This is a genomic window from Agrobacterium sp. K11 (genome assembly GCF_059429395.1).
Genome location: NZ_JCAHRB010000002.1, coordinates 19,082 through 36,772, shown reverse-complemented (window position 1 = coordinate 36,772; position 17,691 = coordinate 19,082). Strand labels below are relative to the sequence as shown.

General features: G+C 57.8%; 13 protein-coding genes. 9 read left to right on the top strand and 4 right to left on the bottom strand.

From position 1 onward, the window contains the following. Positions 1-160 precede the first annotated feature (160 nt). Positions 161-1,396, bottom strand: coding sequence for a glycosyltransferase family 4 protein (locus AC5SEO_RS01875; RefSeq protein ID WP_019564824.1), 1,236 nt, complete (start codon positions 1,394-1,396; stop codon positions 161-163). A 470-nt stretch (positions 1,397-1,866) separates the two neighbouring features. Between AC5SEO_RS01875 and AC5SEO_RS01870 the strand changes: the two genes are divergently transcribed. The 7 genes from AC5SEO_RS01870 to AC5SEO_RS01840 all read left to right on the top strand — a co-directional run bounded on the left by AC5SEO_RS01870 (position 1,867) and on the right by AC5SEO_RS01840 (position 11,493). Beyond that, complete coding sequence (locus AC5SEO_RS01870) at positions 1,867-3,195, top strand: hypothetical protein (protein ID WP_013761742.1); 1,329 nt, start codon at positions 1,867-1,869, stop codon at positions 3,193-3,195. 149 nt (positions 3,196-3,344) lie between these two features. Further along, the gene (locus AC5SEO_RS01865; RefSeq protein ID WP_025595457.1) at positions 3,345-4,454 is read left to right on the top strand and encodes an acyltransferase family protein; all 1,110 of its coding nucleotides are present in this window, start codon (positions 3,345-3,347) and stop codon (positions 4,452-4,454) included. Between the two features lie 186 nt (positions 4,455-4,640). Continuing rightward, complete coding sequence (locus AC5SEO_RS01860; protein WP_025595455.1) at positions 4,641-5,549, top strand: hypothetical protein; 909 nt, start codon at positions 4,641-4,643, stop codon at positions 5,547-5,549. A gap of 130 nt (positions 5,550-5,679) precedes the next feature. After that, positions 5,680-7,935 (top strand): polysaccharide biosynthesis tyrosine autokinase, encoded by a 2,256-nt coding sequence (locus AC5SEO_RS01855; RefSeq protein WP_076845502.1) that lies wholly within the window; start codon positions 5,680-5,682, stop codon positions 7,933-7,935. A 10-nt stretch (positions 7,936-7,945) separates the two neighbouring features. Beyond that, positions 7,946-8,605 carry a hypothetical protein gene (locus tag AC5SEO_RS01850; RefSeq protein ID WP_076845501.1) on the top strand — a complete coding sequence of 220 codons (660 nt, stop codon included), beginning with the start codon at positions 7,946-7,948 and terminating at the stop codon, positions 8,603-8,605. A 70-nt stretch (positions 8,606-8,675) separates the two neighbouring features. After that, positions 8,676-10,235, top strand: a complete 1,560-nt coding sequence (locus AC5SEO_RS01845; RefSeq protein ID WP_013761747.1) for an O-antigen ligase family protein — start codon at positions 8,676-8,678, stop codon at positions 10,233-10,235. A 52-nt stretch (positions 10,236-10,287) separates the two neighbouring features. Continuing rightward, positions 10,288-11,493 (top strand): glycosyltransferase family 4 protein, encoded by a 1,206-nt coding sequence (locus tag AC5SEO_RS01840; RefSeq protein WP_025595453.1) that lies wholly within the window; start codon positions 10,288-10,290, stop codon positions 11,491-11,493. A 38-nt stretch (positions 11,494-11,531) separates the two neighbouring features. On the opposite strand, the gene AC5SEO_RS01835 is transcribed toward AC5SEO_RS01840, so the two are convergent. Next, a complete protein-coding gene (locus AC5SEO_RS01835; protein ID WP_013761749.1) occupies positions 11,532-12,626 on the bottom strand; it encodes a glycosyltransferase family 4 protein in 1,095 nt (364 codons plus the stop codon). A 55-nt stretch (positions 12,627-12,681) separates the two neighbouring features. Beyond that, the gene (locus AC5SEO_RS01830; protein ID WP_013761750.1) at positions 12,682-13,830 is read right to left on the bottom strand and encodes a glycosyltransferase family 4 protein; all 1,149 of its coding nucleotides are present in this window, start codon (positions 13,828-13,830) and stop codon (positions 12,682-12,684) included. 420 nt (positions 13,831-14,250) lie between these two features. Here AC5SEO_RS01830 and AC5SEO_RS01825 point away from each other — a divergent pair, with 420 nt between their 5' ends. Together AC5SEO_RS01825 and AC5SEO_RS01820 are read left to right on the top strand one after the other, a co-directional pair. After that, positions 14,251-15,588, top strand: coding sequence for an SGNH/GDSL hydrolase family protein (locus tag AC5SEO_RS01825; RefSeq protein ID WP_013761751.1), 1,338 nt, complete (start codon positions 14,251-14,253; stop codon positions 15,586-15,588). 136 nt (positions 15,589-15,724) lie between these two features. Further along, positions 15,725-17,107 carry an O-antigen ligase family protein gene (locus tag AC5SEO_RS01820; protein WP_025595451.1) on the top strand — a complete coding sequence of 461 codons (1,383 nt, stop codon included), beginning with the start codon at positions 15,725-15,727 and terminating at the stop codon, positions 17,105-17,107. 74 nt (positions 17,108-17,181) lie between these two features. Here the strand turns inward: AC5SEO_RS01820 and greA are convergent, their stop codons facing one another. Further along, positions 17,182-17,664, bottom strand: coding sequence for a transcription elongation factor GreA (greA, locus tag AC5SEO_RS01815; RefSeq protein WP_025595449.1), 483 nt, complete (start codon positions 17,662-17,664; stop codon positions 17,182-17,184). Positions 17,665-17,691 lie beyond the last annotated feature (27 nt).

Here is a 17,691-nt window from a genome sequence, read left to right as displayed (position 1 = left end):
AACCTGCCGCCTGCAAAGCCGGTCGTGACAGCCCGACCACCGCAGCGGCCAGAAAACGATCGAAGTCCAGCTTGGGGAAACGGACTTTGCCGATATTGCTTTCTACCATGTGCTCTTTCCTTGGAAGAAACGCTTGCAACGGACCCGGTCCGTTGCCGGTCTAAGATGCGCGTAAGGTTCGGCTTTCCCTGCTTTTCGCCAGCACGTCCTCGTAGAGCTTCACATAGTTCTCACCCACCCGGCGCGAGGTGGATTCCTCGACGATATTTCCGAAATCGGCCTCCGTCGGCAATTGCTCGCGCGAAAGCGTCAACACCCGGCGAATGCGTGCGGCAAGATCCGTGGCGTTGCCCGGTTCGAACAGCCAGTCGTGGTTGGTCTCGCCGATCAGTTCCGGAATGCCGCCCGAGGCAGCGCCGATGACCGGAACCCCCATCGCGTAAGCCTCGTAGATGGTGCGCGGCGAAGGTTCAGCCCAGAAGGAGGGAACGATGAGCACATCGATCTCTTCGAAGAATTCCTTCGGCTTTGCCCAGCCGACGAACTCGATCGGCAGGTCGCCGGCCTGGGCCTTGAAGCGTTCGATGGAATCGTCCATCGCGTGGCCGGCAACAAGACAGCGCCAGTTACCGTGGCCGATTTCCCTGAAGGCATCGACCATGTTGCCGACACCCTTTTCCGTGTTGATGCGGCCGATATAGCCGAAGGTCATCGGCTTGCCGGTTCGGTCGATCTGCCTGCGTGCGACCGGGTCGCCCTCCGGAACCGTGCAGGAATAAAAGATCACACGGCGCATGCTTTCCGGCAGGTGATGGAAAAGCCCGTGATCGACATGGGTTTTAAGGATTTCCGTGCCAACGCTTGCCACCGCGCCGATGTAGCGCTGCGTGAATTTCTTGGTGAAATTCACCACCTGACAGCCAAGATGGATGTGTTCGCAGGGCTTGCCGCCCTTGAACATGGCGGCGTTACCGCACAGAAGATCATATTCGCAGATCGTGTGGACGATCGGAATGTTGCGTTTATGCGCCGCCCGCCACACCAGCGTCGTCACATCCAGCAGCGAGTGCGTATTGAGAACATCCGGCTTGAAATCGTCAAGAACGGCTTCGAACTGCTTCTCGACGTTGAAATTCCATTGCTGCTTGATCTTCTGCATGCGCCTTTGCTGCGGCGTATATTGTGGCCAGTCCTCCAGCCAGAAATCGTTATTGTGGAACATGCGGTAGACGCTGACGCCATTGCGCACCGTTTTGGGTTCGGCCTGCCGCTCTATGCAGGCGGCACCGACCTCATGTCCCATGGAGACGAGTTCCTCGGCAAGATGTTCGACCGAGCGTTCGCACCCGCCAACGATATGCGGCGGATAAAGGCTGCTGAGATGGAGAATTCGCATACGGATACGCTCTATTTCCTTATCGAAAATTTATGACTTCCGCTTGGCCTCGCCCATGTTGCCGGATACTCCGGGACCAATGAGACATGTGCAAAAAACACAAAAGGCAGAGCAGATTTAACGCTTGAAAATATGAATAACCAAAAATCCACTTTCAAAAAGCACGGGAACTGACGGCATTTCAAGTGCTTTTTTTTCGCGGCGCGACAAAAGTCATGCCGTGTTGCGAAAAGAACCTGTCCCGTGTTAGCTTCATTCTCATATGAAAAAACGTACGGGCGGAAGCGGTGAATTCTGTTTCGTCCGCAGATAATATCATTAATTTATATATTTATTTCATTTCAGAAACATGGATTTGATGGCGAATGAAGATGCCAAAAACTTCCAGGACAATCTGACATCTTGAGAGGCGCCGCCGATATGATCGCGGCTGCTTTTTATAATCTCGCCGGAATGACCAGGAGACGCAGATGAACGGAAAACAGCCGATCACCATGGGCCACCTGACACGGCGCGGCCTGCTTTCAGCTGCACCTTTCGCACTGGTTGCCGCCACGGGTGTGCGCCCCGCTTTCGCGCAGACTCAATCCGTTTTTTCGGCCAGCACGGAAGCCTTTTTGGACAGTGTGGGCGTGTGTGGCCATTTCGCCCGCACAAACGGCATTTATCCGGAAAGCTTCGAGCGCATCCTGCCTGAACTGGAAGCGCTTGGTGTGGGCCACGTGCGTGACGAGGGACTGATTACCGCAAGGGACAGCCGCAACAGCCCGGCTTTCCAGCGCCTGCGCAGGATTGTGGCGGCCAACGTTCGCCTCACGATCATCTGTTACGACAATCTCAACCCCTACGTCTCAACGCCACTGAACAGGATTGCCGATTTCTACGACTGGTGCGACGGCGGCATCGAAGTTTTCGAAGGCAGCAATGAACCGACGCTGACGAAAGACCCGGCCAATGCGCCGCGCATTTCGGCAGAGCATCAGGCTGCACTTTTTGCAACGATCCGCTCAACTCCGGCCGTGAGCAACGTACCGCTTGTCGCGCCAAGCTATATCCAGGCGAATAGGGAGCTGGCGCTAAACCTGCAGAACGTATGCGACTTCGGCAATATTCACCCCTACGCCGGAATGGAACATCCCGAAACGACTGGGCCGGGGGCGCTCTCCAAATCTGTCGCGGCCTCGGCGCATATAGCAGCCGGCCGGCCGGTGCTCGCCACTGAGATCGGGTACCACACCTCACTGCAACCGAAGACCTTCCATTTTCCCGTCACCGAAGGCATCAAGGCGCGCTACATGCCGCGCACGCTCCTGTGGTCCTTCATCAGCGGCATCCGCCGGGCTTACATCTATGAAATGGTCTCCAGCTTTGCCGAAGACGAGACAAATCCGGAATCGTCCTTTGGCCTGCTGCGCCACGATCTGAGCCGGACCCCTGCTTACGGGGCCGTTCGTGCCCTTCTTGCCCTTTGCAAGGCGAGTCGGCAAACAGAGCCAGCGGAACGCAGCCTCGCTTTCCTCAACGATGATTCCGAAAGGTTTTCCCTGCGCCTGACAAGACCAGACGGCGCGCTGCTCGCCCCGGTGTGGCTTGGCATACGCGGCTGGCAATGGCCGGCGCGGATCGAAAATCCGCCAGCCGAACGTGCAATGGCCTTTTCGGTAACCGGCCCGCATAGCCAAGTCATCGCGCACCGGTTCGGCGATGACGGTTCCGTAAGCCAGCGGGTGATCGCAAAGGAAGGTGGGCAATACCGGCTTTCCGTCAGCGACCAGCTTACGGTGCTGGAGGTTTTCTGAACGGCGTGCGGGCGAAAATTTCCGGCCGACAAATTTTATATATCGTGTCAGCCTATTGCATGATAGCCTTCTGAAATAGACCACTTTTGCTCGCTGGTGCGAGCGCAAAATATTACTGTATAAATTTTTTCTTTTTATAGATGATGACGATGCAAAAAAATGAAAAAGCGCCTGTTTCCGGGGCGCAGCGTCTCGATATTCTTCAAATGATGCGTGCCCTGGCGGCAATCATGATTGTTGCGCTGCACGCGCAGGTGAACTGGGAGTTCTCGCTCGTCAACCTCCATCTCCTGAGGCTGGGTGCGGGCGTCGATCTGTTTTTCGTCATTTCCGGCTTTGTCATCGTTTATGCCTCCCGGCCGTATTTCGCAGCAGAGGGAGGGCGCTCGGCCTTTCTTGTGCGCCGGCTTCTTCGCATCCTTCCTCTTTACTGGTTCGTGTTGACCATGCGGCTCGCCATGGCCGCGGTCGCCGTTCTTCTCAGCGCCAAGGCCTTCCCGTCCTTGCAGGCCGTCCTAACCTCCTACCTCTTCATTCCCTATGACAGCATGGGTTATGGTGACGCCTATCCGTTTCCAATCATCGATCTGGGCTGGACGCTGAATTACGAGATGTTTTTTTATGTCGTATTCGCGGTTTTTATCTTCCTGCCGCTGGAACGCGCCGTGCTTACAACAACGGCTGTGCTGCTCGCCGCAGTGCTCATCGGCTCCAACTTCAGTCTCGCATTGCCGTTTAGTTTCTGGTTTCAGCCCATCATTCTGGAGTTCGTGGCGGGAATGTTGCTCGCCGTGCTTTTCCTGCGCGGCGTGCGCCTACCGCCCTTGCTGGGGATTGCGGTGGCCCTTTGCGGCGTGGCGATTTGGACGCTTATCGATCTGAAAAGGTTCGAATTCCAATGCAATCCGGGCTGTTATTCCTATACCCGGCTGCTCGTTTTTGGCGGTGGCGCGATTTTCCTGATGGCCGCGGCAACCCTGACCAGGGGCATCTCCCTGCCCCGTTTTGCGCAGCCGCTGGCGAAACTGGGCGATTCCTCCTACGCGCTTTACCTGCTGCACCCATTCATCTTTCGGGCATTCCTGGTTGCTTCCGGCGGCATCACCTGGCCGCAGGAGTGGAAAAATGTCGTCTATCTCATCGTCGTCGCCAGCACCATCGCCATCGCCCACGCATTTCACGTCCTTGTCGAAACGCCCGCAAATATCTGGCTTCGTGACAGGCTGATAACACCCCGGCGAAAAGTCGCCGTGTCCTGACGCCCAGAGAAAAGTCCTCGTTTCTGCTGTTAAGTATACCCCGAAGTTCCGTTCACAAGTTTATTTTAGCACTTGATCGTTAGCTAGGGCTGTGCGATTTAAAAAGAAAATTTTAGATGTTGGATAACCATATTCAGCATTTCTGCTTACTTAAAATCGTATTTTTTAAAAATTTGGAGAGTTGTGATGTCCCGCCTTCGTATTGGCTCGACGCTCACTGGTGCGGTATTGATCACCAGCCTCGGTCTTTTTTCCGCAGTCGCCAACGCCCAGAACGTGGAACCAGCGCCGCCAGCTGCCGGGCAGCAGACGCCGCCGGTACAGACTGCGACAACTGGCACACCCGTGAAGGCCGCCGACGAAACCAACGCCGCATTTCTGGCTCGCGTTAACAGCTCCAATCCGGACACGGTTTCCCTTGCTGCCGCGGAACTGTTCAAGCAGTCTCCGACGCAGGCAACGGTCAAGGATCTGGCCGGCATCGCTTCCAGCACCGATGCGGCAAACGCCGACATGACGGGAAAGGTGACGAACGGCTTTCCGATCATTGCCGTTTCCACCAGCGCGGCGCAGTTCTCCGAACAGCTTTCTGGCCTGATCCTGAGCGACTCCAGCCAGTTGCCCACCATCGTCGCACTGGCCCAGAAGGTCGGCAACAAGGACTTCTCCGAAGTTGTCGGCGAAGGTCTGGCGCTCGCCTATTCTACGGCGATGCAGAGGGGCAACACGATACTTGCCGCCGCAATCCAGTTGCAGACCAAGGGTGTCGGCGTGCCCTCCGATCTTCTGATCGCCTTTAGCGAAAATGTTCAGGGAACGGCGGCCGGTCCGGCAGCGCCTGCGGCAGCTGCAGCTGCTGCCTCACCGATCGGTGGCGCCGGCTCTTCACCTGCAAGCGGCAACAGCATTGGCGGCTCGGGAGCGGCGGGCTCACCAGCCGGTACGGCACAGGCCGGCGGCGGAGCCGCACCGGTTGGCGGTGGCGGCAGCGGTGGCAGCACCGGCAGCGGCGGAACCACCACAACCAACAACTTCTTTGCCGCGCCCCTTTCAACCGGCAGCACCAGCACGCCAGTCAGCACAAGTCCCGTTTGAACCCGGTTTTGCCGCCCTTCCTGCGGGAATGGCGGCCGCCTGTCCTACCATGCAACCGAGACTTGGCGGGTGCCACGCCGGCCAAAAAGAGCGAGGCTGACAGTTGTTGCAAAGGCACGATCCCCTGACTATGGCCGATATCGAAAAAAGCGGATTTACAGCCGACTTTATCGATATAGACGCCGTTCTTGCCACGGTCCGCCGACAGTGGCGCGTCGTCCTCGCGGCAGTCGCCATTGCCGGGACAATCGGTCTCGCTTATGCCGCGACGGCCGTTCCGATCTATTCAGCTTCGGCTACCCTTTTGATCGACCGCAACAACAGCCAGGTCGTCGAGCAGCTTTCGACAATCGGCGGCGTCGTGGAGGACGAGGCTTCCATTCTCAGCCAGGTCGAGGTCCTGCAATCGGAAACCATCGGGATTGCCGTCGTCGACAGTTTGAACCTCACGGAAAATCAGGAATTCAGGGCAAACCGCGCCTCGCTTCTGAGTTCGATATTCGGCACCATCCGTTCGCTCGTTAACGTGTCGCAGTGGTTCTCGCCGGCAAAAGAGACCGTCATCGACGACGGCACGCTGAAGCGGGCGCTGTCGGACCGGCTGCTGGACGGTCTCAGCGTCAAGCGTATCGGCCGTACCTACGCGCTGGAACTGACCTACAACTCGACATCACCGGTTCTAGCAGCCCAGATCGTCAATGCGGTGGCGTCGGCCTATCTGGTGGACAAGCTGAACTCCAAATACGAGGCGACGAAGCGGGCCAGCGACTGGTTGTCCGACCGTATTGCCGAGTTGCGTCAGCGGGCACTCGACACCGACCTTGCCGTACAGAAATTTCGCGCCGAACACGGCTTGATCGAGACCGGCAATAACGGCCTGCTTTCCGATCAGCAACTGGCCGAGTCCAACAGCGCGCTTATTCTGGCGCAGTCGGAAACAGCCAGGTCACGAGCTCGGGTACAACGCATCGAACATATCCTTGCCACAGACGATGTCGACGCCGTCGTCACCGACATTCTCGAGAGCTCGGTTGCAAACGATCTGCGCAAGAAATATCTCGAATCCTCGAAGATCGAAACGGAAATCACCCGCAGGCTCGGCAGCAACCATGTTCAGGCGGTGCGTCTGCGCAACGAAATGCAGGAATACCGCCGGCTGATGTTCCAGGAAATCAGCCGTATTGCGCAAAGTTACAAGAGCGATCTGGAGGTTTCAGAAGCAAGAGAGAAATCACTTGCGGAGAGCGTTGCCAAGGCTACCAGCGTCAGCAACTCGGCCAGCCAGACCCAGGTTCAGCTTCGCGAATTGCAGCGTGAGGCGGAAACTTACAAGAACATGTATCAGACCTTCCTGCAGCGTTATCAGGAAGCGATGCAGCAGCAATCCTTCCCCGTAACGGAAGCACGCGTGATTTCGAGGGCAGTTCCGCCCAACACTCCAAGCAAACCGAACAAACCGTTACTTTTGGCGCTGTTCATGATCATGGGCGCCGCGGCCGGCGGCGGCATCGCCATGTTTCGCGAGTTCCGCGACCGTTTCTTCCGCACCGGAGAACAGGTTCGCGACGTTCTCGGGCTGGAATTTCTGGGCAACACCCCGCTCGTCCAGAACAAGCCGGGCACGGATGTGTTGCCAAAGGGACAGGAGGGGCCGCCTACCGCCACACGACCGTCCAGCGTTGCCCGCTACACTGTCGATCACCCGCTGTCATCCTTCGCCGAAACGCTGCGCAGCACACGGCTTGCGATAGATCTCGGCATTCCCCCGAAAACCGGCGCGCGGGTGGTGGGCGTCGTATCGGCGTTGCCGAGCGAGGGCAAATCGACGATCTCCATCAATCTGGCTCAGCTTCTGGCCGGACAGGGAGCAAGGGTTCTTCTGCTGGATGCGGATATTCGCAACCCGGGCGCCACGCGCGCTTTGGGGCGCCATGCTGCAGAAGGCCTGCTCGAAGTGCTGTTAGAAGGCCGCAATATGCGCGATGTGCTGCTGCACGACGAAAAGACGCGGCTCGCTTTCCTGCCAACGGTCGTCAAGCAGCGCGTACCGCACTCCTCCGAGCTGCTGACATCGGCGCAAATGTACAAATTGCTGGCCGAAGCGAGCGGTCTCTTCGACTACATCATCGTCGACCTGCCGCCTCTCGGGCCGGTGGTGGATGCCCGCGCGATGGCCGGCCGGATCGACGGTTTCGTCTTCGTCACAGAATGGGGCAAAACCGCCCGCAGGGCGGTACGCAATACGATTGAAAACGAAGTCCAGATCCGCAAGAAGTGTCTCGGTGTCATCCTCAACAAGGTGGACACGGAAAAGCTGAAGCTTTACCGGGCTTACGGTTCAAGCGAATATTATCACGCGCGCTACACGCGATATTACCATGATTAGGCGGGACGGAATGGCGGGCCTGCGTAAATTCTTCGCGGTCGTGCCGGTTCTCATCCTTTCCGTGTTTGTTTTATCCGTCGCCGCACAGGCGTTTTCCGAAACCCGGCGGTTTTCCGATGTCGTCGCCTTGGCAAGAATTGCCGACGACAAAAGCGGCCTGGCGCACGATCTTCTGGCGAAGACGGTCGATGGGCTGCACCCCGTCGTTGCGGAGAAAATCTGCCGTTCGGATATCGTCAAGGCCGGGTTACGGCTCGTTCTCGCAGATCTCGATGCAAATGGCCAAGATGCGACGTCGGAGGCCGGTGCGGCGCGTCTCGGCTTTGCCGAAAGCTATATTCGTCACGCGCTCTCCTGTTTGCCTGCAAATGGCGATGTGTGGCTGCGTCTTGCCATGGTTCGTTCGCTGCGTAACGCCTCGCCAATGGAAATCGCCGTTCTGATGAATTTTTCCCAACTTTACGGGCCTGCAGACGCCAACCTGATACGCGGGCGCTTCGTGATGTGGCAGCAATTTCCAAAAGACACACTGCCTCAGGCCGATGCGGCCCGCAATGCGGACACGGCAATCGTCTGCGGGAAGGAGGGGGAAATCCTGCGCTGGACCCTGCGGAAGATCTGTCCGCAGCAGCCGCAGGCCGGCATGAAACGTACCGTGCCGCTTCCGTGACATAGCGGCCCGCCTCGTCCTTCTACCTTAGACATCGTCGCAGCAACAGTTATTGCAAAGCCGAAAGCCAATGTCGTCCATCGAAGCCCAATCAGAACCGCTATCCTCATCGCCACCGCGACCGGTTGCGTTTCCAGACTATTTTCGGACGGCCGCCATAGTCATCTTCTGGGCTATCTTCCTGCTTGCGCTTCTCAATCGCGGCGCAACCGAAATCGAGAGCCGTATCGTCGTCACCGTTGCAATTTATTTGTTGCTCGTGCCCGCCATCCTGTTGTTCGGGCCGCCCCGGGCTGGTTCAAGCTTGGCACTTGTGGCGACCTGCCTTTTGCTGGGGGCACTCATCATCCAGATGTGGCTGCAATCATCTGTGCCGGGTATTGCTCCACCCAATCCCGCCTGGTCGACCGCCGCCATGTTTATGCAGCTCGCGCCCGACGCCACGGTTTCGCTCACCCCGGCGGATGATCGGCTCGGCCTGTTAAGCGCCGCCCTGCCCTTCGGCGCCTTCATGGCCGGCCTCGTCATTTTCGATACCGACGAGCGCGCGGCAAAAGCGCTGCGATGGTTCGCAATTGCCGGCGGATGGCTGGCACTGTTGTCAATCGTGCAATTTCTGCTTTTTCCAGAAACACTCGGCTTCATTCAGAAGCGCTTCTATCTCGGCAGCCTGACCGGCCTTTTCGTCAACCGTAATACCGCCGCCACCTTCTTCGGTCTCATTCTCCTGACCCTCGTCGTGATGCTGCACAAACGGCTGACGGCTCCAGACTGGGGAATGGTCAGGGCGCTGGTGGCAAATCGCCTGACCGTTCCAGTCGGCCAGAAACGCCTCATCCGCAAGGCCGCCTTCATCGGCGTGCTCACTGCCTTTTGCTTCATCGCCCTGATGCTGACCGGATCGCGCGCCGGCATCGCATCAAGCTTTGCGGCACTGAGTTTCCTCATTCTTCTGACCGTCTTCAACTCACCCATCAAAACAGGCCGCAACGCGGCTGCCCTGCGGCGCAAGCGGCGCGGCACGAAGCGCCGCGCGGCGATCGTGCTCGCCATTACGCTTGGCCTGTTCCTGCTCTTCGCCAATCGCGTGGCGCTTCGCATGGAAACGCGATTGGAAGACGACATGCGCTTCTGCTACATGCCGGGCATCGCGCGTGCCATTTCTGACAGCTGGCCTTGGGGAACCGGCCTTGCAAGTTTTACGGAAACCTATGCGCCCTATCATGCGGCGCAATGCGGGGTGGACGCCATCGTCACCCACGCCCACAATGTCTATGCCGAGGGACTGCTGACGCTCGGCCTCGCATTTCCATTTTATGCGGCTTTTTTCGTGCTCGTCCAACTCGCCATTTTTATTCGCGGGGCGCGCAAACGCAAAAACTACCGTTACGCCTCCCATCTCGGCCTTGCCGGGCTGCTGCTCGTCGCATTGCATTCGACACTCGATTTTTCGATGCAGATCCCCGGCTTCGCAATGGCTTACGCGGTATTCCTTGCGCCCGTCGTCACGCTTTGCCTGAACCCACCAGGGGTTGGACGGGACCGTTCGCGGCGGCGCGAACTATCTCCAACCGATCCCGCAATGCCGGCCCAGATCAGTCCGGATGGGCAGCAGCCATCATTTCGCTGATGCGCAATAGTTGTAACGATTACAAACCACACAAAGACGCGAGAATTTGGGCATGCGGATATTGCAAATAACGTCGCTGTTTTCTCCGGACCGGGTCGGCGGCGCGGAGATATTCGTGGAAGACCTAGCGCGCGGGCTGGCGGAGAATGGACACACGGTAGCGGTGGCGGCGATCTCACGCAAACAACAGGCCGTGGAGCTGCGGGATGATTTCGCCGTTTACCGCCTCGGACATACCACGCCGTTTTTTATCGGGGACTGGGAAGAGCAACCCGGATGGAAGCGAAAATACTACAAGTTCGCCGTGCAGCTGGATCCGGGTCTCGTGCGCCGGCTTGCCCGCGTCATCGATGATTTCCGGCCTGATGTCGTCAACACCCATTCGCTGTCGGAGCTGACACCGCTGATCTGGCCGATGATCCGCAAGCGCGGCATTCCGCTCGTCCATTCCCTGCACGATTTCACCAGCATGTGCACCAACGGCTCCCTGTTTCACGACGGGCACATCTGCGACGGCACCAGCAAAAAATGCCGCGCCTTCTCTTACCTGCACCGGCGTTGCCAATGCGCCGTCGACGCTGTCGCCGGTGTCGGCCACGATATTGTCGAGCGCCATGTGCAGGCCGGCTTTTTCACCCATGTACCGGAAAGCCGCCGCACGGTCATCTGGAATGCCATCGCGCCGCCAGCTTCACAGACACAGCGCATTCCACGCGCGCCTGGGGACCCGCTTGTTTTCGGCTATCTGGGCCGCATCGAGGCGCCCAAGGGTGCAGATCTCCTGATCGAGTCGCTGCCGCTCCTGCCGCCGAAGGGCTGGCGACTGGTCATGGCGGGTCGCGCGCCGGGCGGCATCGAAGCCTACGAGCAAAAAACCGCCAACCTTCCGGTCGAATTTCCTGGCTACGTGGACGCCGATAGTTTCTTCGCCGGTATAGATTGTCTGATCGTTCCACCACTCTGGCCAGAGGCTTTCGGGCGCACTGTCGCTGAAGCTATTCTACGCGGTGTGCCGGTTCTCGGCGCCAATCTCGCCGGTGTCGCCGAACAGATCGGTCGGGACCGGCCGGAACGCCTTTTCACGCCGGGCAGCGCCGCCGAGCTTGCCGCCCGCATGACTGACGCGATGCGCAACCCCGCCATTCTCGCGGAAACACCGGAAACCAAAGCGCGCATTTCGCAGGGTGTCGCGCCCGAACGGGTAATCGGGGCATACGAAGCTCTGTATTCGGAGCTGCGCAGCGGCATCAGGGCATGAGCCGTAAGATTTCACCCCGGGGACATGACTTCTAGACGTCAGGTCTGTTCATGGAAAATCTGCGCATAGCTTTCCGCCGCCTTCTGCCATGAATACAGCTTGCGGTTTTCATAACCAGCCTGGCGAAGATCGCTTGCCAGATCCGGCGCCCGAAAAAGCCGCTCAAGTGCCGCGACAAGGCTGTCAGAGTCCGCGGGATCGAAGGTGAGTGCGCCCTTTCCGGCGATCTCCGGCGTTGCGGAACGGTTGGAGCAGACGACCGGACACCCCAGTTGCTGCGCCTCCAGCACCGGCAGGCAGAACCCTTCATATGTGGAAGGCACGCAAAGGCAGGCGGCGTGGCGGTAAAGGTCTGCCAGTTGATGGTCGTCTATGCCGGAAAGCCGGATCAGTCGCGCCTTCAGCTCCGGATCATCTAGTACGCTGCCGATTTCCTCGGCATCGTCGCGGCCAACATGCACGACGTGCAAATCCGGCCTAACTTTGCCAATCACGGCAAAAGCCTTGCCCAGAAGCGAAAAGTTCTTATTCGACGTCGCGTTTCCGACCGCCAGTATGTAGGGCGCGGCAACTGGCGGCGGGCCGTTTAAACTCGCTAGATCGACATTCAGGGTGCTGTCAGAATGGATAGTCAGGCTTTTCCCGGCAGCCGATGGATAAAACTGCGCCAGATCCTTACGCGTCGCTTCCGATACGCAGGTGATCCGGTTCGAACCAGCCATCATCAGTCGAAAGATCAAATCCGTCGTCAACGTCGCCCGCCAGCCGATCTGTTCGGGAATGGTCCTGAAATATAGATCGTGAACCAGGGTGACGCGCCGTTTGCCGCCGCTGGGACTTCCGAAGGGATCGGCGTTGAACAGCACATCGATGCCGAGCTTGCGGCAAAGTGCCGGTAGCGTCATGGCCTGACGCAGCACATCAAACACCATGATACGCGGCCGCGGCGTCTCAATCAGCTGAAGGCGGCTTTCGCGCAGGTTTTCGGGCAGCTGTGCCCGCGTCCAGGGAGAGCGCAGGATGTAGTCGTCCCGCGTCTGATCCAGCAGCCGCTCCAGCAGGCTGAAGGTCACGCGGGCGACGCCGGAAGGTTTGCCGCCATACTGGCTCGGCATGTTTACGAGAATACGCATCCTGACCCTTCCGCTTGCCTGCACTTTCTGTCCGAATTGATCGCCAAGAGGCCCCTCACACTGCTTCCGACAGCAAAGCGGAAACAGACCGGCAGGTCTCCTCCAGCGAAAAACGCCGGCTCACATCCTCGCGGCCCTGCTGCGCCAGCCTTTCCGCCAGAGCTGGCTGCGACAGGATGCAGCCTAGTGCTGCCGCAAGCGCCGATGCGTCGCCCGGCGGCACCAGAAGACCCGTTTCGCCGTCCCTAATGATTTCGGTAACCCCACCACCGCGTGTAGCGACAACTGGCCGCCCGCACATCATGGCCTCCACCACCACCCGCCCGAACGGTTCGGCGACAACAGAGGTGTGGGCAACGGCATCCATCGATGCCATCAACTCTGGTACATCCGACCGGAAACCGAGGAAGCGGACACGACCATCCAGACCGAGACGGGATGCCTGCTCGCGGATGCGCGTCTCATAGGCGTCCTGCCCGAATAGCGCTCCGCCAACGATGACGGCCTGAACGCCATCCATCGCCGCGATCGCGTCCAGAAAGACGTGCTGCCCCTTCCATTCGCTCAGCCGGCCGAACAATCCGACAAGCGGTTCAGGACCAAGGCCCAATTCCGTACGCAACCGCGCAGCTCTGCCGGGATCATGGGCCACAGCCTTCGCGGGATCGAAGCCGTTATAAACGATGCGGACCTTTTCTGCCTGCCCGCCGGCTTCAACGAAAGCCCGGCCGGTTTCCTGCGAATTGACGGCCACCAGCCTTGCGAAAAGGCGCGCGAATGCCAGCGAGGCATGGCGATTGGCGGAGCTGAATGCGGGATCGGTGACTATATCGTGCAAAACCCAGACAAGTGGGCGGCGGCTGAGTTTCGCGGCAAGCGCGCAAACGAACAGCGCCTTCTGCGAATTGGCGCAGATTACGTCGTAATGTCTCGCCTGCTGGCTCAATTGCCAAGCGACGGCGACAACATCGGCCGCGCCACGCAGCATTGCGCCAAACGATGAATCACGGCGGATCGACAGCATTTTTTCGCCAGCGGATAACATGACCGGAGGCCTCCCGGCCGCTGCCAGATCATCAGCAGCACCACCGCCACTGAGAAAACACGCTCGCCAGGAATGCGGTCCGGCCTTGAGGAGGTCCGTCAGAAAAAGCTCGGCGCCACCCTTCTCTCCTGTGTGACTGACAAATAGAGCGGATGTCATGACATCACCTGTGAAGTACCAGAGCACCCAAGTTGCCATTGCCCTAAATTGCGGGCATGAATGGACAGCCCGTGAAAATGACGAGTGCACTTGCCAACGCCAGGGATATTTTCACCGGCAATTTCAGTATAAGAACAACAATGCTTGATTGTGGTTAGAAAAAATAACATTCAAACCTTTATGCGGATAAAAATCCGATATACGTAAATTAAAAGAAAAATATTCTATCTATATATTTTAAAAGAGATCGAAGAAAAATTCGTGACGTATAATTTTACTGCTTTTCGCCGTCCCGTTTCCTGCGTTTTGTCCCCCGGCCTTTCGGCGGAGTTATCCTAGGGCCAGACCAGGAGAACGAATGATGACACCGCTCAAACGCAACATATGCATATATATGACCGGAACGGAAGAGGTGCCGGCATGATCGGCGTATCGCTCGGCATCACCCCCCGAAACATCCCCACCATGGTCCCTTCCCTGAACGCGCTCTCACCCTTGCGCGCGCGTTTGACTGCGGGTCAGAATGCCACGATCTTCGTGAATGGTGACAGCACCGCCTATGCCGATGCCGGACCATTCCAGCAGTTCGCCATGATGCTCGGCGATCTGCATGACACAAGGGTTGTGCTGCACCGCTGGGCAGAATGGCAGACAAACGCCCCCACCGGGCCAAAGGCCTATGCGGATTCGGTTACGCTGCGCGCAGGCATGGGGCCAACGCTCACGGTCTATCTTGCGGCACTGCCCGGCGGCATGGCCGGTTACATGCTCGCGGACCAGCGCGCGGCGGCGTTGAAGATTCCCCGTCCCGACCTGTGCATCACGCATCATGGGCATAATATGCAGAGTTTCGAGACACCGGGTGGTATCCTAAGCTCCGGACGAGCCGCCCTGCTCGGACCGCTTGGCATGATGGAGTGGCAATGGCCGGGTGCCCCCCAACTCATCACCACCCAGAACCCCTGGCGCGATAGCACCGGTTACGACAAGGTCTATAATGCGATCCTTGACCTTGCCCGAGCGCACCCGGGCCTCACGCTGGTGGATACACACGCGCCATTTGTAGCGAGAGGCAAGGACCATGCGCTTTACCGCGACAACGTCCATCCGAACGATGCCGGATCTCAGCTCATCGCCCGAACCTTGTTCAGTTGTTATCTGGGATCGGCGCCCGATAACGTCTTTCAGACACCTTGTTGGCCAAAACTTCCCGCCGCCAATCTTATCGTCAACGGCGATTTCACCGATTGGACCGGGTCCGCTCCAGCGGGTTGGAATCTCACCGCGCCGGCCTCTGCCGGCAAAACCGCCGCAGTGACCTTTTCTCCGGCCTTCGCTTACAGCCTGGATCTGCGTGCAAACGGCAGCCAGTCAGCCGCGCTGTTTCGTTATTTCCGGAATGCAGAGGCAGCCGCGATGATTGGCAGAACCGTCTCCTTCGCGGTGCTTTACAAAAATAGCGAGGGGCAGCGAGCGCCCTATGTCACACTGATTACGAAAAGCGGCGGCGCGGTTCGGACGATAAGCTGCTCCGCCCTGCAATTCGGTGGTGCGAATGCCCTCGACAATAGCGGCTGGATGTGGGCCATAGCCAACGAGATCACCATCGACCCGGATATCAGCCCCAGCGGATACGGTTTCTATGTGAGGATCATGCCGGCATTCGGCATGAGCGCACCGGTTTCCAACGAACCGCTCTACATCCAGCGGGTGATCGCCGTTGAGGGCGCTCTGCCAAAAGGCAATCTGATCGACTGAAAACCATAGAAAATTGTCTTGCGCGGCAACGTCATCAAGACCACTATTCATCGTCATCACCCTGTCGCCTCATGGTGATGACGTCCTCTCCCACAGGGCCGCACCAAGGTCCGCCAGTGAAGGATACAGGCCGGGAATGACCAGAAGCACAAATATGGCGGCATCGCATCAATCCCCGTTGCCGGGTTTCGTTTTGGCGATGCCTCTTTATCCTTCAAAAACCATACAGGTGCCCGGTCTCTTTCTGGCGATATTCGTTTTTTCCATTGGCTTTTTCATTCAATGCAATGTGCTGACCAGCAATCTGGGCCTGCGCTTCCTCAACATCACCGACATGCTTGTCCTGATGACGCTACCCGTTATTGCCCTGCTTTACATTCGCTGTCTGACGCCGTCGATCATCCTGCTTTATCTCGTTCCGCTAACCATTTTTTTTGCACTTTCGGCTGTCTTTGCCGACGAACGTGGCGAAGGTGAATTTTACACCACCGCGATGGCATATTTTTACGCGGTCTATTTTCTGTTTTTTGCCTATATGCTGTTTAAGGAGAACCTTCTCGAGCTGTTCTGCTGGGGCATCTTCGCCGGCTTCATCGCGGTGACGATCCTGCTTTTTCTGGACATCGTCATTCACGACCAGCTCGCCTCCCTTGGCCTCTCTTTCATGTTCGATGAAACCGCCGTGCTGGCAGCTGCGGCAAAAGGCGAATTGAGCCCGTTGCTTTTGCGTGTCGAAAAAGCGGGAGGTATCTGGCCGGTGGGCAATACGGCGGGACCTGCCTTTGCCTTGGCGGGTGCGGCAGTCGCCTATCTTGCCGAAAGGCAAAAACGTCCCGCGCTGTTTGCCGTATTTTTGCTGGTCTATCTGGCGAGCTTCACACTTACTCTCAACCGGTCCGGAATATTTGCGGTTCTTGCGATCGGGGTTTATTTCTATATCAGAAATTTTTCCATCAAAATGCTGCTCAGCACCTATTTTGGTTTTGCCTTGTCCGCCCTTGTCATCGCAGCGATTTTGCCATTGGGCGCTTTCGATTTTGCGGAACAGATCTTTTCAAAACGGTTTCTCGAGGACAGCAACAGCAGCAACAATGCGCAGGAGCGCTGGGACACGCTAACCGGCGGCTTTCAGGTAATGCTCCATCACCCTTTGGGCATTGGTTTTACCGCTCGATACGAAGAACTGTCGAGAATATCGAGGATCGGAACGCCGCATAATGGCTTTCTCGCCACGGCCTATGCATCCGGCATAGGATTTGGCCTTCTCAGCGCCTTTGCGCTTGTTTACGCGATCCTCCGGAAACGAAAAGTCGGTTTCTTCGCCTATTCGGCGATCGGAATCGTTATCGTCTATCAATTTGAAGAGCTGAATTTCAATCCCGTTTTCATGGCCTATATGGGGCTCGTACTCGCCTATACTTTCATTGATCTGGATTTCAGGTTCTTTCTGAAAAATACGATGATGCGGATGGCTGGAATGGCAGAAGAGGACGCTTTGGCGACGGCACGGCCGGCCTAAATTACGGCGAGGTTCTCTCGCTCCAAACCGCACATCCTTGCTGCCAAAATTTGTTCCGTTTTCAAGTGGGCGCTTTAGGTCACTTCGATGATTTCAATCTCTTTGCCACCCAGGCTGACAACATCACCGGCAGATTTTCCCATCAGCAATCCTGCGACCGGGGAGACATAAGACATCGATCCATTGGCCGGATCGGCTTCATCCTCGCCTACGATCCGAAACCGTTGCGTCCTCCCGTCATCACGGCTGAATGTTACCACGCTGCCGAAGGCAACGGTGCCATCAGCAGGAGGGCTCGGCATCAGCTGGGCGGTGCGAACGCGCTCCGCGAAATACCGAATGTCCCGCAGAGGATTGGCTGAAAGCCGACGTCTTTCATTGACGTCTTCGACGGCATTGGCCGTTTCGCAGGCTTCGCGCGCCAATTGCAGCTGCTGCTCCAGCGCTTTCAGCCCAGCCTCCGTCACCAGATTGGGATGAGGCGAAATCACCCGGTCCGGCAGAACCGTTTCGGCTGCGGTTTCGGCACTATCTTCCTTGGTAAAGGCTACACTCAATTCTGGCACTCCATTCCCATGAGATGC